This window comes from Pseudomonas sp. B34(2017), from assembly GCF_002112915.1.
Classification (GTDB): domain Bacteria; phylum Pseudomonadota; class Gammaproteobacteria; order Pseudomonadales; family Pseudomonadaceae; genus Aquipseudomonas; species Aquipseudomonas pharyngis.
The window spans coordinates 89401-113614 of the sequence record NZ_NEJA01000006.1 but is presented as its reverse complement, the minus strand read 5'-3'; the positions used below and the strand labels follow the sequence as shown (position 1 = coordinate 113614).

The following is a 24214-nucleotide window of genomic DNA, read 5'->3' as shown; positions in this document are numbered from 1 at the left end:
GCGATCAAAAGCTGTAGACCACTTGCCCGGCCAACGAGGTCTGCAACCGGCGCTCGACAATCGGGCTGTCGGCCGCTTCGTGGCTCAGGTACTGCACCGCCAGAACGGTCGACACGCTCCATTGCTCATCCAGCGGCAACGACCAGGTCAGATCCGCACCGCGACTGACCAGGCCACCCCGGGCGTTGTAGGCCCGGAACTGGCTGCGCGAGGCCTGGGTGTCGCTGACGCCGTACCAGGTGCGCATGTAGTTGCTGTCGCCGAACTGGCTGTTGAGGCCGCCGGTAACCTTGCCGTAACGGCCTTCGTAGAACGGCGCGCTGATGCTCAGCTTGAGGCGGTTCCACGACGAGCCGGTGTCGTGGTCATCATCGTCCTTTTCCAGCGCATGCTCGAAACTCGCGCCGAGAATGATCGGGCCCATGTGATAGGTCCCGTCGAGCCCGATCACCGGGCGCGACTTGATCGAACCCATGCCGTTGAGCTCGTCCGAGCCTTTGAATCCGGTCTTGCGATCCTTGCGCACGTCGCTGGCGCCGACGTAGACGCTGAGGCCGAAATCCTCTTCGTCGAAGCCCCAGCCGAGGCCTCGGCTGCTGTCGAGAAACACACCATAAGGGCTGACGATTTCGACCCCCACCAACGGCGCCACCACCCGTTCATCACTGCCGCTGTAACGCGGCGCACTGGCCGCCCCGGCACGCAGGGTGGCGTGCCAGTCTTCGGCACGCAACGAATCGCCCGGCAGCAGCAGGCAGAGGGAAGTCAGGGACAGCGAAAGTGTGCGTAACGAAACCGGCATGGGGCACCCGAGGGAAGATTGGATGCGCCCATGCTAGTGAGGGGGCGGCCGGCAATCTTTGGCAGCTTTGTCGGGAAACTGTCAAAGACTGTGAAGGCGGTTATCGGCTCAGTCCCAGCCGTTCGTGCCACTGGGCGATGGACTCTCCGGGATAGACCTCGAATTGTTGATCCTTCTTGCTCGACTGCACTTCGACCCACGGTGCCTTCGAACCGAGCATCAGGTGGGTATGTTCCGGCGGCACCGGCAACGGCGTGTCGATGGCCGAGGCGAACGGGTGGATCAGCTCCGGCCATTCCGGGCTGAACAGCCACAGTCCGCTGCCGCACAACGAGCAGAAGTGCCGCTCGGCGCTGCTGCGGTGGGCGCGGGCATCGCCTTCGTCTTTCATTTTCGCGTGGTAGATCGTGATGTGTTTGCGTCCGCGCACCGTGAGGCTGGCCGCGTCGCCGCCGAGATTGATCGCATAGCCGCCACCGCCCTGGGTCTTGCGGCAGATCGAGCAGTAGCAGCGCTGATAAGGGTAGGGGTGGGCGCTGTCGAGGGTGAATGAAACCGCGCCGCAGTGGCAGGAGCCTTCGAGTTGCATGAGTGGCCTCCGGTTGGGCTGAAGTCGTTCGATTCAGCCTAGACGAGAAGATCCCGGGCGCCCGGAGCGTCAGTTGTATCTTTACCCCGCGCCGGTCTGGTGCTGGAAACTCGGCGCAAGGGCAGGCGTGGTGATGGATCACACAATCAGGGCGCAGAAACATCTGCAGAACGGCCGCAGACGCTGTTGGCCGGAGCGCGCCGGGAATCAATTTGAAGCGGTTTGTGCGTGGGTGGGTGTGGTCGGAGTCTGGTAGCCTTTTTTCGCCATGTAGATGAACCGGCAATGACGCCGAACACCGGCCGGCTTCAGATTCACAGGATTTGATCCGGCCATTTATCAAGGAAGTTGGATATGCCAGTCAAACCGCCAACCAAGGGTGCAGGCCCGGTTGATGTCCATTTTAAACCGCCCGCTGATGGCGCGGTGTCGGGGCCGACGATTCGCCCCGGTGGCCACTTCACGCAGCCAGATCCACCCGCTTTTTCCGGAGGCTCAAGGGCCCCGCATGACCGCACTGGAGAGGTCGTCAGTCCTCCGGCTTCGATCACTGTTCACGAGGCGCAGCCGACGATTGAAATACCCGCCTCCGGGCAACAGTCGTTGGAGGCCTACCACGTCCCGGGGGCAGGCCGGCTGACGGAGATCGATGCCGATGGCTTCAGGACGTTCAAAGGGCGCCAGTTCGCCGAATTGCCCGATCAGGCCATCGTCCAGGTCAGTGCCGATCCGCAGACGGGGTTGTACCGTGCCAGGCTGGCCAGCGAACTCAATCCTTCCGGCCCGGTTCTGGAGCGCGATAGCGATGGCAGGCGCTGGCACCCGCTTCAAGAGTTTGACACTGACCGTTTTCGCACCCCGGACCCGCGCAGTGAAGTCGACTCGCCCCTCGAGACAATGCCTCACCCGGAAGGTGACGAAGGGCGCAGTCGTCAGGACGCTTCTGACGACGAGTTCGAGCTGGCTTCCGAATCAATGCAGATCAAGCCTTACACCGAACAGGAACTGGCGGCCATGCGTCACGAGGTGCGCTATTCGTTCCGGGCCAATCGTCTGGCTTCGTACGACCGCACCAACAACGGCAAATACCCGTTGCGCGATCCGCAGGGCAGGCCGGTACGGATTCGCAAACTGGAAACGCTGGTGACCTTGCGCACGGGGGAGCGATATCGTTCGGAGCTGATCAAGCCTTACATCAAGTTCGAAGGCTATGAAGACGTTGCCAGGCTCTATGAAGAGAAACTCGAGCTGCGTACTTTCACCAGTGCCGACGTGAAAGTACCCGGCGAGAAAGCGCTGATCGGCCAGCTTATGGTGGTCGCGAACAAGCGAATCACCAGAGGCGAGGCGCTGGGCCTTTACGGCGGAACGATCAGCCGGACAGGGCTGCTGCGGCCAGAGGAGCAGACGTACACCATGCTCGCGGGCACTTATTTGCATTACGGACCGGGAAGGTTCATCGAAGAGCCCCTGGTGGTCATCGGTGACAATATTGTTTCGCGGATCAACTCGAACTTCGAATATGACGCCGCCGACAAGCCAGTCGGGCAAGCGGCGGAAGGCTATAACGTGAAGATAATCGGGTTCAAGGTTGAAGCAGACCTGCAGATCGGCACCCGGTTCGAACGTCGGCGTTACATCCTGAGTGCGCTGTTCGCCGCGGACGATATTCCGGCGGGGACCGAGTTGCGCTGCAAGTACAATTATTCGGAACAGGACATGAAGCTGCTGTTTCCATGAGAAAACGGCGTGCGGCCGACTCCCTGGGGAGGAGCGAGATGAACGGCTCCTCACCCCGGCCTGTCGAAACATCCGACTGAACAGGGTAATGGGGCAAGGTCAGAGCGCCTTAGGCACACGCCACAGGTACCACGCCGCCACCGTGCGAAACGGACTCCACGCCAATCCGATGTCAATCATCTGCTTGCGCGTCGGCTGCACCTCCAGCCCCTTCAACCGCCGATAGCCCTCGCGCACGCCAAAGTCATCCGCCGGCAGAATATCCGGCCGCTCCAGGCTGTAGATCAGCAACATCTCTACAGTCCAGCGGCCAACCCCGCGCAGGCTGACCAGACGCTCGATCAGCGCTTCGTCCTCCATCACCAGCGCGCTCGAGTAATCCGGCACCACACCGTCCAGGGTCGCCTGGGCAATCCCCTGAATCGTCGCAATCTTGCCCGCCGAAAACCCGCAACCGCGCAATTGATCGAAGTCCGTCGCCAGAATCTGCTCGGGACGCGGAAACGTCTGCCCGGGAAACAACCCCACCAGCCGCCCGACAATCGCATCGCCTGCCTTGGCGTGCAGTTGCTGATAGGCAATCGCCCGCACCAGCGACTCATACGGATCGCGCGTCGGATGCGGCTGATGTAGACAAGGGCCTATGGCAGCAATGTGGCGCTGCCAGTCGGCGTCGAGGCTGGCCAGAAACTCGCTGGCCGGCTGATAGGGATCAGGCATGGTTTACTTCAGCAGACCGTTGACTTCGCCATAGGTGAAGGCCTTGAGGTGATGGGTGTCGAGCTTGCCGCTGGCGAGAAAACTTTTCACCAGTGAGCCCATGGCGCCGTACAGGAACTCGGCGATCCCGGAGCCTGCGCTCAAGCGGCGCACGCCGAGGGTTTGCAGTTCTTCGGGGGAGGGCAGGCAAGCGAAGCCCAGGACGTTGACCGGCAGGGTCGTACCTTTGCAGATCGCTTCGATTTCGTAGGCGGACGTCACCCCGGCAGCGAACAACCCATCGGCCCCGGCTGCCTGATAAAGCGCGGCGCGGTGCAGGGTTTCGGCGACGCGATCCTCGGCAGGCACCAGGCTTTTCAGATAAACGTCGGTGCGGGCATTGATGAAAAGCTTCACATTGCGCTTGTCGGCCACCTGTCGCGCGACTTCGATCTTGCGCACCAGCAGTTCCGGCGTGCCGCTGCCGTCTTCGATATTGATCCCGACCGCACCGGCGGCGATCACCGCATCGATTACTTCAGCGACCCGGCCGAGGTCATCGGAGTAACCGGCCTCGATGTCCACGCTCAACGGCACTTTGATGACTCGCGCAATCGACTCCACGCTGCTGATCAAACGCTCGAGCGGCAGAGTGTTGCCGTCCGGGTAACCGTGGGCCCAGGCGACCGCGGCGCTGCTGGTGGCGACCGCTTTGCCACCCAGTTGCTCGACCAGTCGCGCGCCGGTGGCGTCGGCGACGTTGGTCAGGATCAGCAGGCCATCGTGGTGCAACTGGTGAAACTGAGTGTCGAGCGCGTTCATCGAGATCCCTTCTTGTCGGTTGTTCAGAAAGCCAGTGGTTGCGTCAGCTGCACGGCGGCGTTTTCCAGCCGGAGCAAAAACGCCTTGCGCGGTTGCCCACCACCATAGCCGGTCAACGAGCCGTCCGCACCGATCACCCGATGGCATGGCACCACGATCGACAGCCGATTCTGCCCGTTGGCCAGCCCCACAGCGCGACTGGCGCCGGGTTTGCCCAGCCGCGCTGCGATGGTGCCGTACGTGCTGGTGTGGCCGTAGGGGATTTGCCGCAGTTCGCTCCAGACCTGCCGGGCAAACTCGCTGCCGGGCAGGTGCAGCGGCACGCCGAATTCGCTCAGCTTGCCGGCGAAGTACAGCGCCAGCTCGTTTTCGAGCTGCTGCAAATGCGCGTTGTGCCCCGGTGCGACCACGTAGCCGTAGCGGTTCTGCAGTTCTTCGACTTCCCGGGTCAGCGCCGGGCGGTCGAGAAACTCCAGCAGCACCAGTCCACGGCGTTCGGCCATGGCGATCATCGGCCCCAGCGGCGTGGTCAGGCGAGTGAACAGCAGCGGCTCGCTGGCTGCCGCGCGTCCCGGCGTGATGTGGAACGATTTCTGAAACGCATCGCGAAAACCGCTGAGGGATTCATAGCCGGAATCGAACGCGGCGTGGTCGATGGACGTGCCTTGCTTGATCCCGCCCAACGCCATGCCGAGCCGGCGGGTGCGCAGCCACGCGTGGAAGGTCATGCCGAAATGCTGCTTGAACCAGCGCCGCAGCTTCAGCGGCTCGATGCCCTCGGCGAGCAATTGCGCATCGCTCCAGCGCAGCTCCGGATCGGCGTCGACCGCTTTTAGCAGCCGCTGCACCCAGTCCGGGGCGATGGCCGCAGCGTCCAGCGGTTTACAACGCAGACAAGCGCGGTAACCGGCGGACAGGCACTCGTCAGCGTGGGCGAAGAACTCGACATTTTCCGGTTTCGGCTTGCGCGCCGTGCAGGTAGGGCGGCAAAAGATCCCGGTGGTTTTCACGGCCGTGAAGAACACGCCTTCATAGGCAGTGTCGCTTGCGAGCATGGCGCGAACCATTTCGGCGTGAGGGGGCAGGACAGCGGTCTGTATGTTCATGGGCCGAGGATAAAACCAGTTATTCGATGGCTCCACCGAAAAATCGACAGTGAATTTTCGGGCCGCTGCACTACAGTGATCGGGTCGCTACAACTCGGGAAATGAAGGTATGCCACCGTTCACGATTCAACACATCGATCACATCGTGCTGCGCGTTGCGGATCTGCAACGCAGCATTGATTTCTACGACCGGGTTTTCGGTGCCGAAGTGGTCAAGCGCAATGAAAAGTTCGGTCTGGTGCACCTGCGCGCCGGTACGTCGATGATCGATCTGGTCGACCTCGACGGGGAAATCGGCCGCAAGGGCGGCGCCGCTGCCGGCAGCGAACGGCGCAATGTCGATCACTTCTGCCTGCGCATCGAGCCGTTCGATGAAGCGGCGCTGGTCAGTCATTTGCAAGCCTGCGGCCTGACCGTCGAAAAAGCCGCCACCCGTTTTGGCGCCGAGGGCTACGGCCTGTCGCTGTACTGCTTCGACCCGGACGGCAACCAGGTCGAACTCAAGGGCCCTTCCGAAGCTTAGGCGCGCTTGGCCATTAACAATACCGAAGCTGCCGCCGACAGCAGCCCGGCGCAGCAACGGTTGAAAATGCGTTTGCCGCGCGGCTCGGCGAACCAGCGGCGCATGTGCAGGCCCATGTAGGCGTAGGCGCTGATGGCGATCCATTCGAGCAGCAGGAACAGCACGCCCAGCAGCATGAACTGCGAGGTGATGGCGCGGGTCGGGTCAACGAATTGCGGCAGGAATGCGGTAAAGATCAGGATTGCCTTGGGATTGCCTGCCGCCACCAGAAACTCCTGACGCGCCAGGGCCAGAAGCCCGTTCGCCGGCGCCGCAATGGCGTCTTCGGCGGCAGGATTGGCTCGCCACAGCTGCCACGCCAGATACAACAGATACCCCGCGCCAATAATCTTGATCCCATAGAACAACAGTTCAGACGTTTGCAGCACCACCGCCAGCCCCGCCGCCGCGAGGGCGATCATCCCGGCGAACGCCAGCAACCGCCCGATCCCGGCCACGCAGGCGCGACGATAGCCGTAGCGGGTGGCATTGCTGACCGACAGCAGGTTGTTCGGCCCCGGCGCCATGTTCAAGGCGAAACAGGCGGGCAGGAACAGGGAGAGGGTAGTGAGATCCATAGCAATAATCCTGCACTGATCAGATTTGCCAGAGATTTTAAATGTAAACTTCGAATAACGCCTAAATTCTGACGTATCGCTGTTGTTGTCGAAATTTATAAATACCTGATTTCTAACTCCAATTATTCTAGTTTGTAACCTTCGCATTGATACCATTTGCTCTGCACTAAAGCATAGTACATCGCTGTTTTCCATGAGTTTTGATGCTTCATTTGTTCTGCCTCCAACGCTTCGTCCAATATTTCTCTTATCTGAGCCGGGCTATCATTTTTGTGTCGTCTAGATAGGCGCAAACTCAAGGTTGAAAGTTCTTCTGCTGCTTCGACGGCATATCTCTCTTGCAGTCCGAACTCCTTAAAATGATTGCGTACTCTGCTTTTTGCCGATTCAGTCCAGTTGAGTGGGCAGGAAACATAGAAAAATATCGTGGCAGGTACACTGTACTTTACTTCTGCAAAAAGCCATTGTTGCTCATAGTAGTATCCTTTTTCGAAGTAAGGATGAAGGAACTGCTTTGATTCGGAGTTTCCGGCTTTATCGCTTTTGTAACCTTCATTGCAATCCCGGCAGGAAGGAACCAGATTAGGCATCAGAACAGAAAACTGAGGGTGTGAAGCCTTGGATAAATAATGGTCTAATGTAAATACTTGTCCAAATCCACAATAAGGGCATTTTTGGTTTGGTGAGCTAAAGAAGATATCGTTGTAATGTTTTCTTGCTATTTTTTGCTCGCCGACAAAGTATTGTGAGTACAACTTCATCAGATTGTCTTTCGTAAGGCGAGAAAGGACTATATCGTTCTTCTCGTATTTTTTGCCCCTGATTGTATGGAGTAGGTTTGCCTTTGCCTCTGTTAGATAACTCTTATACGCCACCTGAATATCAGGCGCCGCACTTTTGAATCTGCTGCGCAATTCTTCGTTGAATATGCCATTCACGCAGTCTCTGTAGACCAACATGTTGTCTTGTTTTGGAATGGGCAAGCTTCGCATTATCTGTTGCCCCCTTTTCCTCTGGTAGCAATGAGATTTCTGAGTATGGAGCGGCCCTCGAATCCGATTTGGTCGTTGTATTCATCTATTATTTGGTTGTATGTTTTGCTGTTGTCTTCTACAGACTTTCTTAAAAGATTATGAAATCCTGATGCAGAAACCTCCAAGCTAAAGATTTCGCTTGTCAGTACGCCAAGGTTTTCACCAAATGTCTCATCTAAAGGGCGCTCGGCTTTAATTTCATCATCGATTCGATATAACTTCCACACGCAATTTTTAGGCACCTCCTGGAGGATGACAGGAGAGTGTGTAGCTATTAAAGCAATGGCATTACGTTCGGCAAGTATGTTGGAAATCGCTCTTGTAAAAGCGGAAAGCAGTGGTGGGTGCAGATGGCTTTCGGGTTCGTCCATCATAACTAAGGACTTCTCCTCAATGTAGGCGATCAACCGAGATAAAGACTGAAGTACGATTGCATGCCCAGAACTCATTTCTTTATAGATTTTTTTAAAATCTGGAACTGTTTTTCTATCGTAACGGGATTCTATGAGTTCTACTAATCCGATTTGTTTAAAATTGTCATCTGATTCGAGTGTTTTTATTGCATCTAATAGTAGTGTGCGCTTGTCCTCTTGGTTTAAACATGTCTCGATGGCTTCGAGTAACTCGGTTTCTAAAGTTTTATCAGATTTCGGCTGGAGTTCATCATCAACAATCTGCTTCAATCCTATGTGGTGATATCGTAACCCTTTGGCGCTATCTGGTTGATCTTGCGGGGGGACGAATTTGTCAAACGCGCTAAAGGATACGGATATTACTCCACTAAAATAATTGCTACCAATCAGAGGTGAGTGAGTGTTGCGCTTCTCAAAAAAAGCACCTGACTCATTGTTGTTATGTACCAAGCTAGTAATCATGCTATTAAGTAGTTTTGTTTTCCCTGTACCATTCCTGCCAATGAGTACGTGCATGTGGGTCGGTGGTTTTGAGTCAATTTTTACTGAAAAATCAAAACGAGTACTTGTGCCTGATCTTTGTGGTGATTTTTGATAGCTGAAATCAAAGCTCTCATACGTAACCCCACCTTCAAGGATTCGAGTGAATTGATTTTTTATTGTCGTTGAGCTGGTGAATCGCATCAGTGAGGAGTAAAGAACGTGTTCCTCCATGACTGAATTAAAAATGCTTTTGTTGAATGCGATGTCGCGCAGTTTTTTAAGGATTTCAAAGCCTTTTCTTTTGGGAAGTGCAATGATTCGCTCGTAAAACTCTGAACTTTGACCTAGTGAGAAATAATTATCTTTTAAATGAGGAAAGTTGTCAGGAAGCGCATTTGCAGTTTGTTCGCTATTTGCTTGTCCAATAAAACCTATTTTTATCGTGCCTAGATCATGTCTTTCTAGGTTTTCATCGTAATATGTTACATAGAACTGAGTACGATAGCCGTAGTCATCCCAATCTGACTTGTCGAGTGTGACTATATCTTTTTGGTGTTCTAGGTTCTTTGATTTACAGAAAATCATGAGCATCAACCTCCTTTTGAATTTGGGAAAGGTATCAAAAAGCCACCATTGTGTCGAGTTTTGCTTCGCTGTGTTGTCTTTATTAGGTCGGGGTTTCCAAGGAGTAGTTTGGTTATCTGGATTGGGTTGATCTGAATGGTGATACTTTGCTTTTATTGAGGTTGTAAATATATGCTTTAGTGGGAAGGGTGAGGTGCGCAAAGAAGCCTATCAGGAGTTGTTTGTTGTAAGTGCTTTATGAGTATCATTCGAAGTGCCTCGTTATGTGATTTTTTAATACATCATCGATCAAATCTTTCAGGTCGAACTTTCAGCGGGTGTTGGAACTCATAATCAAGGCGAGGAGGGTGTGAATGGATAGATGATCCCTCCGGTTGGAATGGGAGGGAGATTATCGTGTAAGGTTTCTCCCCGTTTCACTGATCACGCACGGCCTAAGTGGCCCTACCAAGAGCGACCTACATGCAAGCAAAGGCCCGCGAGGTTCATGTACCACCGGTGTTGCAGGACCTGCGCGCCGGCACGGCCGAACTGCACATTGCACTGGAAAAACGCCTTCCTTTCTTCTCCGACACCCTTGATCTGCAAGCTTTCGAGCGATTGATGCGGGCCTATTACGGCTTCTATCAGCCACTGGAAAGCGCATTGCAGGACAGCGGCGAGATCCCCGCCGATTTCGATCTGGTTTCGCGCCTCAAAGCGCCGACCCTGCAACGCGATCTGCAAGCGCTGGATGCTAACGGCAAGGACTTTCCGGTCTGCCGCCAGTTGCCCACCATCGACTCCGCCGCCGCCTGCCTTGGAGTGCTGTACGTGCTGGAAGGCGCCACCCTCGGCGGACAGATCCTGCGCCGGGAAATCGCCACGCGGTTGAGCCTGGGCGCGGACAACGGCGCAGCGTTTCTGGACATCTACGGCGCTGCCACCGGCCGGCGCTGGCGCGATTTCATCGAATACCTGGGCAGTCGCCCGATGGACGCCGACGAGCGTGAAGCCGTCGTGGCGGCCGCCCACACTACATTCAGCTGTTTCGAGCGCTGGCTCGAAAGCCAGGAGGTTCTGGTATGACCCCGCAAGACAAAGAAGCCTTTGAAGAGTTGCTGGCCAACTGTGCCGACGAGCCGATCCGCTTTCCCGGCGCTATCCAGCCGCACGGTTTGCTGCTGACCCTGAGCGAGCCGGACCTTTCGATCATCCAGATCAGCGCCAACGTCGAAACCTTGCTCGCGCGCCCGGCGCAAGAGCTGATCGGCCAGCCCCTGCAAAGCCTGATCGGCGATGCCCACGCTGCGCAGGTTCGCCAGGCCTTGCAACAACCGACCCTGTCCGATGCGCCGCCGCTGCACTTTCGCCTTAATGGCACGGCGTTCGAAGGCTTGGTGCACCGGCATCAGGATGTGCTGATTCTGGAGCTGGAAATCCACGTCGAAAACTTCCAGCCGCGCAACGTCGCCGGCACCGAGACCCATCTGGGGCGGATGCTCGCGCGCCTGCAAAAGGCCCAGAGCCTGCAGGCGCTGTACGACATCAGCGTCAAGGAAATCCAGGCCATGACCGGTTACGACCGGGTATTGATCTACCGTTTTGAGGAAGAGGGCCACGGCCAAGTCATTGCCGAAGCGTCCGACCCCTCGATGGAAGTGTTCAACGGTCTGTTTTTCCCGGCCTCCGACATCCCCGAGCAGGCCCGCGAGCTGTACCGCACCAACTGGCTGCGGATCATCCCGAATGCCGACTACCAACCGGTGCCGCTGGTGCCCAAGTTGCGCCCGGACACCCAGACTCCGCTGGACCTGAGCTTCGCGACGCTGCGCAGCGTGTCGCCGATCCACTGCCAGTACATGAAGAACATGGGCGTGCTGTCCTCGATGAGCATTTCCCTGCTCAAGGGCGACAAGCTCTGGGGCCTGATCAGTTGCGGCAATCGCCAGCCGCTGCATGTACCGCATGAATTGCGCACCGCGTGCCAGACCATCGGCCAGGTGCTGTCGTTGCAGATCAGCGCGATGGAAGCACTGGAAGTCAGCCGTCAACGGGAAGAAAAAGTCGAAGCGTTGGCGCTGCTCAATCAAGCAATGATCGATTCGCCACAGAACGTATTCGATGGTTTGGCCAACCAGCCACAAGTCCTGATGGCGCTGGCCAATGCCGGCGGCATCGCGATCATCGAAGACAAGCAATTGCACCGTTACGGCAACTGCCCGGAGCCGGAAGAGATCCGTGCCCTGCACAAATGGTTGCAGGAGCGTGGCGAGCCGGTGTTTGCCAGTCACCACCTGGCCAGCGTCTATCCGCCGGCCGCGCACTATCAGCAAGTTGCCAGCGGCGTGCTCGCCATGAGCCTGCCCAAACCGGTGGACAACGGCGTGCTGTGGTTCCGCCCCGAAGTCAAAGAGAACATCAACTGGAGCGGCGACCCGCGCAAGCCGCTGGATTTGGAAAACTCCGACGCCGGCCTGCGCCTGCGGCCGCGTACTTCGTTCGAAATCTGGAAGGTCGAGATGGCCGGGATTTCCACCAAGTGGAGTCACGGCGATCTGTTCGCCGCCAACGACTTGCGTCGCTCGGCGCTGGAAAATGATCTGGCCCGTCAGGTGCGCCGGGAGCAGGAGGCGGTGCGTGCCCGCGATGAATTGGTTGCTGTGGTTTCACACGATCTGCGCAACCCGATGACCGTGATCTCGATGCTGTGCGGCATGATGCAGAAGGCTTTCAGCTCCGACGGGCCGCACACCTCGCGGCGCATCTCCACCGCCATCGACACCATGCAACAAGCCGCCGGGCGCATGAACACGCTGTTGGAAGACTTGCTCGACACCTCGAAAATCGACGCCGGGCGCTACACCATCTCGCCGCAGAAACTCGATGTCGCGCAGATGTTCGAAGAGGCGCAATCGCTGCTCGCGCCGCTGGCGCTGGACAAGGACATCAGCATCTCGTTCGAGGCCGATCCCGACCTGAGCATCCATGCCGACCCCGAGCGACTGTTTCAGGTGCTGTCGAATCTGGTCGGCAACGCGATCAAATTCACTCCGCGCCTGGGCACGGTCGACGTGTATGCCAAATCGGTCGGTGACGACATCGTCTTCACGGTCCGCGACAGCGGCGAAGGCATTCCCAAGGATCACCTGCCGCACGTATTCGACCGTTACTGGACGGTGAAGGAAGGCAATCCGACCGGCACCGGGCTGGGCCTGTATATCACGCAAGGCATCGTCGAGGCCCATGGCGGGCAGATCGTTGCCGAGAGCGAGCCGGGGCAGGGCAGTGAGTTCCGTTTCACCGTGCCGCGTCTGGACTGAAACGCGGATCAGCGCTCGGGTGGCTGCAACATGGCCACCCATTCTGCGGCGAATCGATGGCAATCGCCTGGCCAGCGCGCTGTCAGCAGTTGGCCGTCGCGCACCACAAATCCTGATTGCAGTTTCTGCGCACAATCGCGCTTGGCGATCAGCGGCCCGCGTTGGAAGTCGGCTTTGCTGGCCAGCGCGGTCTTCACTTCCGCTTCGACGGTCTGCTTGTAGGTGCGGTAGTAGCGCCCCAGCCACGCAGCTGTCATCAGCCACGCCGGCAACTCCATGGTTGCCGCGAGCAACGCCGTCACCTTGCGCCCGAACAACACCGAACGCCCGGTGTCGGGGTCGAGCGTCCGGGCCAGCAACAGCACGCCGTGGCACACCGCCGCCACGGGTTTTTCGGACTTGAAAAATTGCAGGGCGATCTGCTGGGCCTGCGTGGATTCCAACAACGTGCGCATGCCTTTGGCATGCCCGCCGGGGATCAGCAGACCATCGAAGCGGTTCGTGTCGACATCGGCATACGCCAGCGGCTGCTTGAACGCTTCGGACTCGATCATCTGCGTGTAACTGTCCAGATCGGCCTTGCGCGTCATCAGCATCGGGCTCAACAGGCCGAAGCCGATATTCACCAACCGTGGATCGGCGTGGGCAGGCAAGCCTTGCGGCGTGGCAAAACGAACTTCGATGCCCGCATTGCGCATCGCCTGCCAGGGCACGCTGCTTTCCGTCGGGTCGTAATCGGCAGAGGGCAACAGAATCAGAATCATCGAGGGGCAGACCTCCTGGTCAAAAGTGATCGCATAGCCAGAGCGTAGTGGGTCTGCGCGAGCGGGGGTAATTTCCTTCAATACCGCCTGCTGTGCGCCGGCTACCGTGAGCGCCTTGTTCCTAGATTTGAAGCAGGTGTGCGATGAGTCTGATTGTATCGATGGCGGCGTTTGCCCTGGCCGCGTCCATTACCCCGGGGCCGGTGAATATCGTGGCGTTGAGTTCGGGGGCGCAGTTCGGCTTTCGCGCGAGCCAGCGGCATGTGGCCGGGGCGACGCTAGGGTTTGTGCTGTTGCTGGTGTTGATGGGACTGGGGCTGCACGAAGTACTGAAACTGTGGCCGTCGCTGACCCGCGTGGTGCAACTGGCCGGGGTGGCGTTTTTGCTGTTCATGGCCTGGAAGTTGGCAACGGATGACGGGCAGTTGAATGCGGGAGAATCGGGCAGGGCGCCATCAATGCTCTACGGCGCAGTAATGCAATGGCTCAATCCCAAGGCCTGGCTGGCCTGCGTGGCGGGGATGGGCGCGTTTGTCGCCGACGGCGAGGCGCGGCTGGTGTGGCAGTTTGCGGCGGTGTATCTGGTGATCTGTTATCTGTCGGTCGGGTGCTGGGCGTATGCCGGGACGTTTTTGCGTGGCTATCTCGGCAACCCGGCAGGGATGCGTTTGTTCAACCGGGTGATGGCATCGCTGCTGGCGGTGAGTGCGATTTACCTGCTGGCGCCTCAAGCCCCGTGGGAATCACTCCCACGGGTATTTGCAGGTTGAATCAGTTCAGTCCGCTCAGGGCGTCTTCAGCCGCTTTACCTAAAGGATGAAAGCGATTTTTGCGCAGCTCCGCAATCGCATACACCGCTCGCGCCGTGCGCCCGTTGCCATCGACAAAGCTGTGATAACCGAGCATCGCTCCCAGCATCTGCCTGGAAAAATGTTCACCCGCAGGATCCAGAGCCTTGGCGTGTTGTTCCAGCAACGCTGCGCCTGAAACATTGGAAGGATAGCGTGCCTCCCCCGTTGGACTGCGCAAGCCGCCGGCATCCTTGGGAGCAATGCGTTTGTGCAGCTCGGCGTATACCGCCGGATCGTTCAGTGGCTTGTTGTTACGGCTGAATTCGAGCAGAAGGTCCTTCACACGATCGACGTCGTTACGAGAACTGGATGCGTGAACAATCCAGGCCGCGGCGCGATCTGTGTTATCGGTCAGTCCAGCGGGATTGAACTTCAGTTCATCCAGTAGGCTGTCGAATGGCGCCTTGCCCAAATCCGTGGTCAGCAGTGTGCGCTGGTGGTTGTGCATGAACTGCAGGTTTTTGTATTCAATGGTCAACGTCGTTTCGAACAACTCGGGCAGTGTATTGTGATTGCTGAACTGGTGGAGATTAGCCAGCGTATATTTTTTCGCCTGTTGCCTGATCAGACTTTCGACCACTTGTGGATCCAGCACTTTCTTCAACGACTGGGCCGCGTCGGACTGGCGCGCAATGTCGCCCAATGTCTTTTCCAACAGGTGCGCGAGCTCCGACTCGGGAATCTTGCTCAATCGTTTTGCGTCGTTTGCATGCAGTTTCTGCAGAACCTGATGCGCATCCTCTATGAGATCATTTTTGAACAGTGCTCGAGCGTGAGCGACGGTATCCAGCGACGTTCGAAGTTGGGTAGCCGAGCCGGTGTGCTCAATGGCTTTGATCAGGTCGTAGCTGTTGGCACCGGTCAGAAACCTGAGTTGCTGCTTGGCTTGATGTGCCAGTGAGAGCGTATGGCCGCTCAGTTTCGTCAGCCCTCGTCCGATCAGTTTGCCACCCGCCTTGAGCAGTTGCGGCAAACCCGATAACGGATTGAACAGGCTGAGGGCCGTCTTTGCCAGAACCCGCGAAGCGGACAGCAGTTTGCCGGCGATGGCCGCAGCTTTGCTGGCAGCGGCAGCGATGGCGACGGGCGCGGCAAAAATGGTCATCGCCAGTACGGCAGCGTCGACAATACAGTCGAAAATGGCACCGCCGTGTTTCTTCGGATCCCCTGAAGTCAGTCCTTCCACGCAGCCTTTGAAGGGAATGATCAGGTTGAGAATAATGTTGAAGATAGCGTCGGTTTTTTCGATCGCCTTTTCTCGTGCGGTTTGCTGCAGGCCCAACTGGTGAATCTCTTTTTCGGTGATGTACGGATTTTGCCTGGCGACCAGCCTACCCAGTGTTTCCATGCGTGAGGATCGATAAAAGGGTATTTGATTATCCCGGTCGCTGTGGTCGGCAGGTGCTTCAAGTACGCCGATCCTGCGGACGTGGACTCTGGACAGGACACCCGTTTTGGGTGGCACGTTTTGCAAGTAGGCCTGAAGGTCGACGGGGATCAATTCAAATTTTTTCTTGTCTGCGAAGCGAGTGTCGAGCGGGTAGCCGTTTCCGGTTATCAGCGGCTTGAAGAACGCTTCAAGATTTGGGTTGTACCGGCATTCCATCCTGAGTGGAAACAGTTCAAAGCACTTGACGGCATAACCGTGCTTTACACAAAGAATGACGCCGTAGCGCCCGGTTTCACCCGGGACGTAAGTCGCCGGACTGAAACCATAACGCCCGGTAACTCTCGCCGGTTTGTAGTTCATATTCTGAACGCAATAGATCCCGATCGCACCGTATTCGAGGGACGCTGTATCTTCCGGGAGTACCTGAGAAATGGCGATCTGGATATTGCGCGCCAGCCCCTCGAGTACAGACTCGAAATGACTGTTGGTCGCCGACTCGTAAAGCTCGGTAACGGGATAGAGATAGGGCAGGTTCGGGAAGGATTTGTAGATACTGGTGCCTTTGATGCGATCCCAGTCTTGAGTGTGAAGTTCGTCGCCCATGTAAAGGTCCAGCACTGACACTTTACGACCGGCGCCACCACCACTGCCGCGATGTTTGACCAGCAGTTCATCGGGGTCGCAATGGCGCTCCTGCGATTTCAGCTCTTGCAACGCAAGTTGTCTTCGGTCGGGCAATGGTGTGGAAAAACATTCAGCGGCTTTCAGCGTCATGTCGATGTACTGATCGTATTCGCGCATCGCGCGTTCGATTTCTTTTGCGCTGAGATCGCCTTGCGCATCTCGCGTGATGACACCGTTCATCCAGGCCCAGGTCACCACCGGGTCCACCGAGCCCTCAGCTTGTAACGCAGCCAGAGGCGCGAGTGATTTCGTCGATTGGCTGAATCCCATCAGATGTTGATAAGTCATTTTGCGGCTGGCACCGGGTGCCAGTGCTTCTACCAGATGCACCGCCTGAGTAGCGATCACCCAGGCTGGTGTTCCCATTCGCAGGCTGGACGGCCAGTCTGCAAAAAGGTACTCCGGCGCCATGCCTGCCAGAATCATCTGTGCCACCAACGGAGCGAGTGGGGGGGCGACGTGCAAATGCTTGATCAGATGCGCTTCCAGTTCCGTTCGAACCTGGCTCGGATGCTGTTTGAAGTAGCGTCTGGCGTATAGATCGAAACCGGCGAAGTGGGTATTGGCAATATCGAGCGCCGGGTCGAGATCAAGCAATATCGCGGCAACCGCCAGTTGCTCTGCGAGTTCAGTCGATTGTTGAGTGGCAGCTGCTTCATTAAGCCAGCCCAGTCGGGACAGATAATCTTGCCCGTGCCGGGACGCTGTACTTTCGAGCAATTGTTGAAGGCGGTAGTCCATGCTGGTTGTAGCGCCGTCACTTGGTCCGCTCTCAATCAGCACGCTTCTGCCGAGGACATTGACGATGGCTTCAGAATACATAGTGAAACTTTGTTTCAGATCAAGAATGATTGCCCGGTTGTTTCCTTCAAGCTTGAATGGCGACGTATCTGGCGCGTCCAGCAGTTGCCAATAGTTTCCATACTTCGGGGGCTCGGGCAATGTCGAGAAGTTCAACAGGTCCAGCAGGTCACGGGTCTCTTGTTCGTTTGTCGGTACTTGCAATCCGTTGAATCGCAGCCACTGGCCGACACTGATTTCGTCTCCTGACACGATCCATCCGCCGCTGGATGCGGCGATCCTGGCCAACAATCGCAGATCGTCTTCCAAGTCCGCCCGACCTGTGACATCCACGGTGATATCCCGGAGAGAAACAAACGGGGTAGCAGGCCGACCGTTGCTGGAAACCAGATTTCGATGACTGAAGTAGAGCCGGCCTCGCTCATCCAGCAGAAAAATCGCGTTGTCCGGAATCTGGTGGCGAGCGCGGACAAAGTGAAAATCGTCGTGGCGAAGAAGTATGGAAAGCGAAACTTTACTGCTGCGATGAATCTGGTCAAATGTGCTGTCCTCCACGCACGGAACCAGAATTTCATCCCATTTCCAGCCAAGGCGTTCATTGGCGTATTTATCGTCGATAAAGTTTGTAATGGTCTGGCTTACTGTCTTCTTTTGAAGTGTGTTGTTGGAGTTGTAAACATAGTTGTCCATTGGCTTCATGACTCGGAATCCATTCTCTGGTAGCGAAATAAATGAGATGTGTGGTGGTTGTTTATTGACTGTCGTTTTTGTGCGGTAGACAGGTTTTTAGAGTAAGGCGCCAAGGCGAAAATTGGCGTGGATTAATGTTCGAAGTGTTTCTTTGTCGTGGCGGGAATGAGAGGGGGGATTATTTTTAAAGGCCTGAAGCTTTGTTGGCGATAAATATGTATATCTTTCCGGGTATGTAGACTTATCAAAGTGACCGAGGCGCCTCTGTAACCTGATCGTTCCCACGCAGAGCGTGGGAACGATCCAAAACATTTCAGTGCGACGGGATTGAGCGTGTGGAGCTATCCCCGATACTGCCCCGGCGTAGCCGCCAGATGCTGCTTGAACGCCCGCTGAAAATGCGCCTGATCAGCAAACCCCGCCTCCAGCGCCACATCCGCAATCAACTGCCCGCGCCGCAAGCGCTCGCGGGCGAACTGGATGCGCTGGTTGACCAAAAACGCATGGGGCGTCATGCCGTAATGCTGTTTGAAGGCGCGGATCAGGTAGGACGGTGACAGCTCGGCAGCGGCGCAGATGTCGTCGAGGCTGAGCAGGTCGGTGCAGTGTTGGCGGATGAAGTCGGCGGCGCGTTCGAGTTTGCAGTTCGGTTCGCGCAACGGTTGCTCGATGGGATTCAAACGTAGTTGCAGGTCGCTGAAAAACTCGACAGCCGCGCTTTGTTTGCGCAGCACGTCTTGCTGATCGTCGACTAACACGCCGTACAACCCATTCAAGTCGCGAAACAGGTGGGCGTCATTCAAATGGGTATCGGAGAACCGCCGAAACTCAAGCTCCGCACTGAACCCCAGTTGATGCTGCAGATCCGTCAGCCACGGCGTTTCCACATACAACATCAAATACGACCACGGCTGGTCATCGATCGGGTTGCACGCGTGCACGTCCCCCGGATTCATCAGCACCACGGTGCCGGCCGCCACTTCGAACGAGGATTGCTCATGCACATAGGTGCTGCGTCCGGCGGTGATCGCGCCGATGGAAAAGTGCGCGTGGGAATGACGGGAATAGCAGACCTCGCGGCCATCGGCGATGGCCCGCGCTTCAATGAAGGGCAGGGCGTCGTCGCGCCAGAAGCGAGGGGCTTGTTCGGGGTTCTTGGCGGCAGCGTGTTTCATCGTTGTGATTCTCGGCAGTCGGGCCTGAGTTTAGCGAGCGCTGACTGCCGTTGGCCAGTCATCGTTATTACACGAACTCCAGCTTATCGATTAACGCACTATCACCGTGGACTTCGATCTGAACCCTCGTGAATGAAGGCTGGATGGTATGTCCGAATGCTTTCTCGCCAGCACCATGCGCAGGTTCAATGAACTCGTCAATCTTCGAACCATCCTGCGCAAAAAAGCGCACAGTCAGTCCTTTATCTGCGTTTGCAAACCAAAAGCTGAAGCTGTTTTGGGCCGGGTTGAGGTCGATCTCCACGGTGCCTGGACGAATGACCAGGACTTGCCCATTAACGTGGGTACCGCTTGATCCCTGAATGGACATCGGTGCTGTAGATCCTGGCAAAAGGTGAAAAGGTACCCCGTAGCTGGTGAATGTCTGCCCGGGAGCATAAGTTTTTGATGCCTGATCTTCGAAATCCACTGTGTTCATGGCGGCATACCTTCAAATGGAGGAATGGCCATGGTCAAGCACCGTCAGATCAAAAACACCTGTCATATCTGACAGGTTACGTGGATTCCCGATGAGCGGTTGGCTGCGCTCAGCGGCTTAGCTCTGGCCGGCAAAGGCTCGTTCCAGTTCGGCGATGTCGAGTTTTTTCATCCCGAACATGGCCTGCATTGCCCGTTGGACTTTGGTCTGGTCGGGGTCGGTCATCATGTGCATGAACGCCACCGGCACGATCTGCCACGACACGCCGAACCGGTCCTTGAGCCAGCCGCATTGCTGCGCTTGCACCGGCCCGCCGGCGCTGAGGTTGCCCCAGAAATGGTCGACTTCCTCCTGGTTCTGGCAATTGACCTGAAACGAAATCGCCTCGTTGAACGTGAACACCGGGCCGCCGTTGAGTCCGGTGAAGGTCTGGCCGTCGAGTTCGAAACTGACGGTCATCACCGAGCCTTCCGGGCGGCCGTGGAATTCCTGGCCGACCTTGCTGTAGTGGGTGAGGGCGGTGATTTTCGAATGATCGAAGATCGAGCAGTAAAACTTCGCCGCCGTTTCCGCCTGATCGTCGAACCACAGGCACGGAGTCAGCTTTTGAAAGCGTTGCATGGCAGTCATCCTCGGCAGGTTGGACACGCTGGATTAATAGCGTAGTCAGTCTGTGTTCGGCTGGCAGCGCAACGGGCCGAATGGTCGGTTGCTGCGAATCAAGCCGAGGCTGCAGGGTTTACCCGCGACGCTCGGCAATCATCAGCAACGACTGCGGCACCGGGCTTTGCGGATGCTGCGGCTCGCGCAGGCCGGTCAACTGCAGGCCGGCCATGTCCAGCGCATAGAGCCAGCTGGACAAGGTGCGGAAATACCACGGCATCGGCTGCCAATCGCCCTGGAGTCCGTCGAAGGTTTCTTCCCGCCAGCCGTCCTGATAATCACCGGCAGCCACCGACCACGGATGTAGCGTCTGGATCACCAACGCACCGCCCGGCACGAGCAGTGCATGCATCGCCGCGAGCAGCGGAATGATGTCCTGATGCAGCAGGGAAAAATTGGCGCAGATCAGGTCGTAATCGCGGCCAATGTCGACCTTCGCCTCAACCAAATCTTCGTAGCTGGCGACCTGCGCGGGCGATGATCCTGCCTCGCGCGCGGCCTCGATCAGCGTCGGATCACCGTCCACGCCTAACGCGTCGACCCCGCGCTCGGCCAGCGCCCGCAACAGCCAGCCCTCACCGCATCCCAGATCGAGAACCCGTTCGGGCTGGCGCCCCATCACCGCCAGCAGCATGGCCTGATCGGTCACCTGCCGGCGACTCTCGATGGCGCCGCTGCGCACGGCTTCGGTCCAGGCCCGGGCGTTGTGCTGCCAGCTCTGGAGGAGGGTGGATTCAGGCGAGGACATGACGGACTCCTTGATCGCGGGATGCAGGCAAGGATAGGTCAGGTGTAGTCGGCCAGCTGAATCCGGTTACGACCGCCGCGCTTGGATTCGTAGAGCGCGCTGTCGCCCTGTTCGATCAACGCCGCGAGGCTGGCCGGCGGCTGATCGAACACCTTGGCGCCGATGCTCAGGGTGACGGCCTGCGGGGTGGTGTAGGTCTGGGAAGTCATCTGCTGAAACTGCTCACGCAGCGCACAGCCCAGATCCATGATCTGTGCGTGGGACGCATCGCCCAGCAGCATCACGAATTCGTCACCGCCCAGCCTTGCTGCCAGCGCGCCTTTGGGCAGCACCGCGCGGATCATTTCGCTGAGGGCGATAAGCAACCGGTCGCCGGCGGTGTGGCCGTACAGGTCGTTGATCAGTTTGAAATTGTCGATGTCGATCAGCAGCAGCGCGCCGGGGCGGGCGCTGGAGACTTCGTCGAGCAGACGCGGCGCGCGGACTTCCAGGGCGCGGCGGTTGTACAGCGCGGTCAGCGGGTCCCGGGCGGCCAGTTCGGCAATCTGTTTTTCCCGCCGGTAGCGCTCGGTGCCGGTCATCGACAGCGCGATCAGCATGATCGCCATCGCGCCCTCGACCAGGGAAATCTGAATGATCTCGCCGCGCAGCGACGCCAGATCGATCAGCGTGCCTGGAATCACCGCGATGATCGCCTTGATGAAATAGAACGCGCCGTGGATCAGCAACACATAACGCAACTGCACCGCGCCGACGCTCAACGACTTGCCATGAGGGCGCAGCAACAGGCTGGCCCGCAGCATCGATGCGGCCACCAGCAGCGAGTTGGCCATCAGCATGATCTTCGACCACGACGGATCTTCCGGTAACAGCAGCAACGACAGCCAGAGCAGGAACATCAAGTACCAGGCCCGCGACAAGCGCTGCTGGGTAAACCGCGCGACTCCCAGCAGAAACAGCCAGTGTGCGACCACCAGCAAACCGTTGGCGAACCAGATGCCGATCAGCGGATAACCGTTGGCGCGCAACAGGGCCAGGCTCGAGCCGACGGTGATGGTGGCGAAACCGGCGCTCCAGAACAGCAGGGAAGATTCGCGGATACTGCGCCATTCGACCGCCAGATACAGGGCGGCCGCCGCGGCCAGGGCGGTGGAAATGGTGAGCATCGTGAGAGGATCGAGCGCCATGAAAGGACAGGTCTGCCTGGATAGTGTTAATGGGCCACGATTGTAAGCGTTCCCCCAATGGGCTGCTATTTTCACTCACCGGATATTCCATTTTCAGACGAGGTGTCCCATGGACCGATTGACCGGCGGTTGTCTGTGCGGCGAAGTGCGGATCGAGGCGTCAGGGCGCCCCTACAGGGTTGGCGTTTGTCACTGTCTTGATTGCCGCAAACACCATGGCGCGCTGTTTGCCGCGTCGGCGATCTTTCCCGAGGATGCTGTGACGATCAGCGGTGAAACCCGTGACTATGCGGGGCGGCATTTCTGTCCGCGCTGTGGCTCGTCGGTGTTCGGCCGCAGCGGCGATGAAGTCGAGGTCAATCTCGGCGCGCTGGATGCACCGGATCAATTCCAGCCCACGTACGAGCTGTGGACGGTGCGTCGCGAGTCGTGGCTACCGGCCTTTCCATTGGCCAGACACTACGTGCGCGATCGTGAGAGAACGGGGCGAACCGAAGAATAGCCGGGGTCAGGCAGGGCGCCTGACCCCGGCGGGTATGATCAGCCGCGAATGAACGCCAGCAGATCCGCGTTGATCGTCGCAGCCTCGGTGGTCGGCATCCCGTGGGGGAAGCCCGGATAGATCTTCAGCGTGCTGTTTTTCAGCAGTTTCGCCGACAGCACGCCGGCGTTTTCATAGGGCACGATCTGGTCGTCGTCGCCGTGCATGACCAGCACCGGGATCGAGATGCTTTTAAGGTCAGCGGTGAAATCGGTCTGCGAGAAGGCAACGATGCCGTCGTAGTGCGCCTTGGCGCTGCCGATCATGCCTTGGCGCCACCAGTTCGCAATGATCCCTTCCGATGGCTTGGCGCCGGGGCGGTTGTAGCCGTAGAACGGCCCGCTGGGCACGTCGCGATAGAACTGCGCGCGATTGGCTGCCAGTTGCGCCTGAAGATCGTCGAACACTGATTTGGGCAGGCCACCAGGGTTGCTTTCGGTTTTCACCATCAGCGGTGGCACGGCGCTGATGATCGCGGCTTTCGATACCCGATCCTCGCCGTGCCGGGCGATGTAGTGAATCACTTCGCCGCCACCGGTGGAGTGGCCCACATGCACGGCTTTCTGCGTCCCCAGATGATTGACTACCGCCGCCACATCGTCGGCGTAGTGATCCATGTCGTGACCGTCCCAGACCTGGCTGGAACGCCCGTGACCCCGTCGATCATGGGCCACGACCCGGAACCCCTGCGCCAGGAAGAACAGCATCTGCGCATCCCAGTCGTCCGCACTCAGCGGCCAGCCGTGGTGGAAGTGAATGACCGGGGCGTCCTTGGGCCCCCAGTCCTTGTAGAAGATTTCGACGCCGTCTTTCGTTGTGACAAATCCCATGTTCGCGACTCCTGGAAAGTGTGAAAGGGCAGTTCTTGCGGTGACAAGCGGTATCAACTGTAGGAGCAAAAACGACACCCTGATCGATGATTTTCCGAACGGTGCCGGATGACCGGTGGTCGCGGCGGCTGGTCGTCGGGTCAAAATGCGCTTAGCTGAAAGGGATAAGCCGAGGCGCGCACCGCCAACGATGGCCGTAGCAGCGCCCTTCAGAACACTGTGAGTCTGAGGAAGTCCCCGATGCTGACCTTGAACATCAATGGCAAGGATCAGGAGCTCGATGTCCCCGCGGACATGCCGTTGCTCTGGGTCCTGCGCGATGTCGCGCACCTGACCGGTACCAAATTCGGCTGCGGCATGGCCCAGTGCGGTGCCTGCACCGTGCACGTCGATGGCGCACCGCTGCGCTCGTGTATCACCCCGGCCACGGCCGTCGCCCATGGCCAGAAAATCCTCACCATCGAAGGCCTGTCGAGCGACGGTTCGCACCCGGTGCAGCAGGCCTGGGCCGAACTGGACGTGGTGCAATGCGGCTACTGCCAGTCCGGGCAGATCATGTCCGCCGCCGCGTTGCTGGCGAAAATTCCCAAACCCACCGACAGCGATATCGATCAGGCGCTCTCCGGCAACATCTGCCGCTGCGGCACCTATCCAAGAATCCGCGCGGCGGTCAAACGTGCTGCCGACATCGGCTGAA

At 58.0% G+C, this 24214-nt stretch carries 23 protein-coding genes; 7 read left to right on the top strand and 16 right to left on the bottom strand.

Annotated features, from left to right (window positions below):
* Positions 1–4: 4 nt before the first annotated feature.
* On the bottom strand, positions 5–802 hold the full coding sequence (locus tag CAF80_RS19780) for a MipA/OmpV family protein (protein WP_080770647.1): 798 nt from the start codon (positions 800–802) through the stop codon (positions 5–7).
* Positions 803–902: 100 nt separating this feature from the next.
* Positions 903–1391: a GFA family protein gene (locus CAF80_RS19775; protein ID WP_085667819.1), complete on the bottom strand. Its 489-nt coding sequence runs from the start codon at positions 1389–1391 to the stop codon at positions 903–905.
* Positions 1392–1745: 354 nt separating this feature from the next.
* Here CAF80_RS19775 and CAF80_RS19770 point away from each other — a divergent pair, with 354 nt between their 5' ends.
* Positions 1746–3131, top strand: coding sequence for a hypothetical protein (locus CAF80_RS19770; protein ID WP_085667818.1), 1386 nt, complete (start codon positions 1746–1748; stop codon positions 3129–3131).
* Between the two features lie 99 nt (positions 3132–3230).
* Here CAF80_RS19770 and CAF80_RS19765 read toward each other — a convergent pair whose 3' ends face one another.
* From CAF80_RS19765 to CAF80_RS19755, 3 genes are read right to left on the bottom strand one after another with little or no spacing between them, the layout of a single operon-like run.
* Positions 3231–3851 (bottom strand): DNA-3-methyladenine glycosylase, encoded by a 621-nt coding sequence (locus CAF80_RS19765; RefSeq protein WP_085667817.1) that lies wholly within the window; start codon positions 3849–3851, stop codon positions 3231–3233.
* Positions 3852–3854: 3 nt separating this feature from the next.
* Positions 3855–4652: an isocitrate lyase/phosphoenolpyruvate mutase family protein gene (locus tag CAF80_RS19760; RefSeq protein WP_085667816.1), complete on the bottom strand. Its 798-nt coding sequence runs from the start codon at positions 4650–4652 to the stop codon at positions 3855–3857.
* A 23-nt stretch (positions 4653–4675) separates the two neighbouring features.
* Positions 4676–5758, bottom strand: coding sequence for a bifunctional transcriptional activator/DNA repair enzyme AdaA (locus tag CAF80_RS19755; protein WP_085667815.1), 1083 nt, complete (start codon positions 5756–5758; stop codon positions 4676–4678).
* Between the two features lie 109 nt (positions 5759–5867).
* Here CAF80_RS19755 and CAF80_RS19750 point away from each other — a divergent pair, with 109 nt between their 5' ends.
* Entirely contained in the window at positions 5868–6281 is a 414-nt protein-coding gene (locus CAF80_RS19750; RefSeq protein WP_039770856.1) for a VOC family protein, read from the top strand.
* On the opposite strand, the gene CAF80_RS19745 is transcribed toward CAF80_RS19750, so the two are convergent.
* The 3 genes from CAF80_RS19745 to CAF80_RS19735 form a co-directional block, all read right to left on the bottom strand.
* Positions 6278–6898, bottom strand: coding sequence for a LysE family translocator (locus CAF80_RS19745; RefSeq protein WP_085667814.1), 621 nt, complete (start codon positions 6896–6898; stop codon positions 6278–6280). The two genes, CAF80_RS19750 and CAF80_RS19745, sit on opposite strands and share 4 nt — an antisense overlap.
* Before the next feature lie 122 nt (positions 6899–7020).
* Positions 7021–7836 (bottom strand): HNH endonuclease, encoded by an 816-nt coding sequence (locus CAF80_RS19740; protein ID WP_134333566.1) that lies wholly within the window; start codon positions 7834–7836, stop codon positions 7021–7023.
* A gap of 53 nt (positions 7837–7889) precedes the next feature.
* Entirely contained in the window at positions 7890–9419 is a 1530-nt protein-coding gene (locus CAF80_RS19735; protein ID WP_074687846.1) for an AAA family ATPase, read from the bottom strand.
* 456 nt (positions 9420–9875) lie between these two features.
* Between CAF80_RS19735 and CAF80_RS19730 the strand changes: the two genes are divergently transcribed.
* Both CAF80_RS19730 and CAF80_RS19725 read left to right on the top strand, forming a co-directional pair.
* Entirely contained in the window at positions 9876–10481 is a 606-nt protein-coding gene (locus CAF80_RS19730; protein WP_074687847.1) for a biliverdin-producing heme oxygenase, read from the top strand.
* Positions 10478–12715, top strand: a complete 2238-nt coding sequence (locus CAF80_RS19725) for an ATP-binding protein (RefSeq protein WP_074687848.1) — start codon at positions 10478–10480, stop codon at positions 12713–12715. Before CAF80_RS19730 ends, CAF80_RS19725 begins: the two co-directional genes overlap by 4 nt.
* Before the next feature lie 8 nt (positions 12716–12723).
* On the opposite strand, the gene CAF80_RS19720 is transcribed toward CAF80_RS19725, so the two are convergent.
* Positions 12724–13479, bottom strand: a complete 756-nt coding sequence (locus CAF80_RS19720; protein WP_074687849.1) for a type 1 glutamine amidotransferase domain-containing protein — start codon at positions 13477–13479, stop codon at positions 12724–12726.
* Positions 13480–13622: 143 nt separating this feature from the next.
* On the opposite strand from CAF80_RS19720, the gene CAF80_RS19715 reads away from it, so the two are divergent.
* Complete coding sequence (locus tag CAF80_RS19715) at positions 13623–14249, top strand: LysE family translocator (protein WP_074687850.1); 627 nt, start codon at positions 13623–13625, stop codon at positions 14247–14249.
* Between the two features lies 1 nt (position 14250).
* Here CAF80_RS19715 and CAF80_RS19710 read toward each other — a convergent pair whose 3' ends face one another.
* The 6 genes from CAF80_RS19710 to CAF80_RS19685 all read right to left on the bottom strand — a co-directional run bounded on the left by CAF80_RS19710 (position 14251) and on the right by CAF80_RS19685 (position 22146).
* The gene (locus tag CAF80_RS19710; RefSeq protein WP_085667813.1) at positions 14251–17904 is read right to left on the bottom strand and encodes a hypothetical protein; all 3654 of its coding nucleotides are present in this window, start codon (positions 17902–17904) and stop codon (positions 14251–14253) included.
* A 332-nt stretch (positions 17905–18236) separates the two neighbouring features.
* Positions 18237–19070, bottom strand: coding sequence for an AraC family transcriptional regulator (locus CAF80_RS19705; RefSeq protein WP_085667812.1), 834 nt, complete (start codon positions 19068–19070; stop codon positions 18237–18239).
* 67 nt (positions 19071–19137) lie between these two features.
* Positions 19138–19548 carry a hypothetical protein gene (locus tag CAF80_RS19700; RefSeq protein ID WP_134333565.1) on the bottom strand — a complete coding sequence of 137 codons (411 nt, stop codon included), beginning with the start codon at positions 19546–19548 and terminating at the stop codon, positions 19138–19140.
* 117 nt (positions 19549–19665) lie between these two features.
* Positions 19666–20169 (bottom strand): VOC family protein, encoded by a 504-nt coding sequence (locus CAF80_RS19695; protein ID WP_074687852.1) that lies wholly within the window; start codon positions 20167–20169, stop codon positions 19666–19668.
* A 118-nt stretch (positions 20170–20287) separates the two neighbouring features.
* Positions 20288–20959, bottom strand: a complete 672-nt coding sequence (locus CAF80_RS19690; protein ID WP_085667811.1) for a bifunctional 2-polyprenyl-6-hydroxyphenol methylase/3-demethylubiquinol 3-O-methyltransferase UbiG — start codon at positions 20957–20959, stop codon at positions 20288–20290.
* A gap of 38 nt (positions 20960–20997) precedes the next feature.
* A complete protein-coding gene (locus CAF80_RS19685; protein WP_085667810.1) occupies positions 20998–22146 on the bottom strand; it encodes a GGDEF domain-containing protein in 1149 nt (382 codons plus the stop codon).
* Between the two features lie 109 nt (positions 22147–22255).
* Between CAF80_RS19685 and CAF80_RS19680 the strand changes: the two genes are divergently transcribed.
* Entirely contained in the window at positions 22256–22648 is a 393-nt protein-coding gene (locus CAF80_RS19680; RefSeq protein ID WP_085667809.1) for a GFA family protein, read from the top strand.
* A 38-nt stretch (positions 22649–22686) separates the two neighbouring features.
* On the opposite strand, the gene CAF80_RS19675 is transcribed toward CAF80_RS19680, so the two are convergent.
* The gene (locus CAF80_RS19675; protein WP_085667808.1) at positions 22687–23517 is read right to left on the bottom strand and encodes an alpha/beta fold hydrolase; all 831 of its coding nucleotides are present in this window, start codon (positions 23515–23517) and stop codon (positions 22687–22689) included.
* A gap of 240 nt (positions 23518–23757) precedes the next feature.
* On the opposite strand from CAF80_RS19675, the gene CAF80_RS19670 reads away from it, so the two are divergent.
* Entirely contained in the window at positions 23758–24213 is a 456-nt protein-coding gene (locus CAF80_RS19670; protein ID WP_007956954.1) for a (2Fe-2S)-binding protein, read from the top strand.
* The last annotated feature ends 1 nt before the right edge of the window (position 24214 follow it).

Coding starts and splice junctions, on each gene's coding strand:
- CAF80_RS19780 (WP_080770647.1), bottom strand. CDS start 802: ATGCCGGTTTCGTTACGCACACTTTCGCTGTCCCTGACTTCCCTCTGC.
- CAF80_RS19775 (WP_085667819.1), bottom strand. CDS start 1,391: ATGCAACTCGAAGGCTCCTGCCACTGCGGCGCGGTTTCATTCACCCTC.
- CAF80_RS19770 (WP_085667818.1), top strand. CDS start 1,746: ATGCCAGTCAAACCGCCAACCAAGGGTGCAGGCCCGGTTGATGTCCAT.
- CAF80_RS19765 (WP_085667817.1), bottom strand. CDS start 3,851: ATGCCTGATCCCTATCAGCCGGCCAGCGAGTTTCTGGCCAGCCTCGAC.
- CAF80_RS19760 (WP_085667816.1), bottom strand. CDS start 4,652: ATGAACGCGCTCGACACTCAGTTTCACCAGTTGCACCACGATGGCCTG.
- CAF80_RS19755 (WP_085667815.1), bottom strand. CDS start 5,758: ATGAACATACAGACCGCTGTCCTGCCCCCTCACGCCGAAATGGTTCGC.
- CAF80_RS19750 (WP_039770856.1), top strand. CDS start 5,868: ATGCCACCGTTCACGATTCAACACATCGATCACATCGTGCTGCGCGTT.
- CAF80_RS19745 (WP_085667814.1), bottom strand. CDS start 6,898: ATGGATCTCACTACCCTCTCCCTGTTCCTGCCCGCCTGTTTCGCCTTG.
- CAF80_RS19735 (WP_074687846.1), bottom strand. CDS start 9,419: ATGCTCATGATTTTCTGTAAATCAAAGAACCTAGAACACCAAAAAGAT.
- CAF80_RS19730 (WP_074687847.1), top strand. CDS start 9,876: ATGCAAGCAAAGGCCCGCGAGGTTCATGTACCACCGGTGTTGCAGGAC.
- CAF80_RS19725 (WP_074687848.1), top strand. CDS start 10,478: ATGACCCCGCAAGACAAAGAAGCCTTTGAAGAGTTGCTGGCCAACTGT.
- CAF80_RS19720 (WP_074687849.1), bottom strand. CDS start 13,479: ATGATTCTGATTCTGTTGCCCTCTGCCGATTACGACCCGACGGAAAGC.
- CAF80_RS19715 (WP_074687850.1), top strand. CDS start 13,623: ATGAGTCTGATTGTATCGATGGCGGCGTTTGCCCTGGCCGCGTCCATT.
- CAF80_RS19710 (WP_085667813.1), bottom strand. CDS start 17,904: ATGAAGCCAATGGACAACTATGTTTACAACTCCAACAACACACTTCAA.
- CAF80_RS19705 (WP_085667812.1), bottom strand. CDS start 19,070: ATGAAACACGCTGCCGCCAAGAACCCCGAACAAGCCCCTCGCTTCTGG.
- CAF80_RS19700 (WP_134333565.1), bottom strand. CDS start 19,548: ATGAACACAGTGGATTTCGAAGATCAGGCATCAAAAACTTATGCTCCC.
- CAF80_RS19695 (WP_074687852.1), bottom strand. CDS start 20,169: ATGCAACGCTTTCAAAAGCTGACTCCGTGCCTGTGGTTCGACGATCAG.
- CAF80_RS19690 (WP_085667811.1), bottom strand. CDS start 20,959: ATGTCCTCGCCTGAATCCACCCTCCTCCAGAGCTGGCAGCACAACGCC.
- CAF80_RS19685 (WP_085667810.1), bottom strand. CDS start 22,146: ATGGCGCTCGATCCTCTCACGATGCTCACCATTTCCACCGCCCTGGCC.
- CAF80_RS19680 (WP_085667809.1), top strand. CDS start 22,256: ATGGACCGATTGACCGGCGGTTGTCTGTGCGGCGAAGTGCGGATCGAG.
- CAF80_RS19675 (WP_085667808.1), bottom strand. CDS start 23,517: ATGGGATTTGTCACAACGAAAGACGGCGTCGAAATCTTCTACAAGGAC.
- CAF80_RS19670 (WP_007956954.1), top strand. CDS start 23,758: ATGCTGACCTTGAACATCAATGGCAAGGATCAGGAGCTCGATGTCCCC.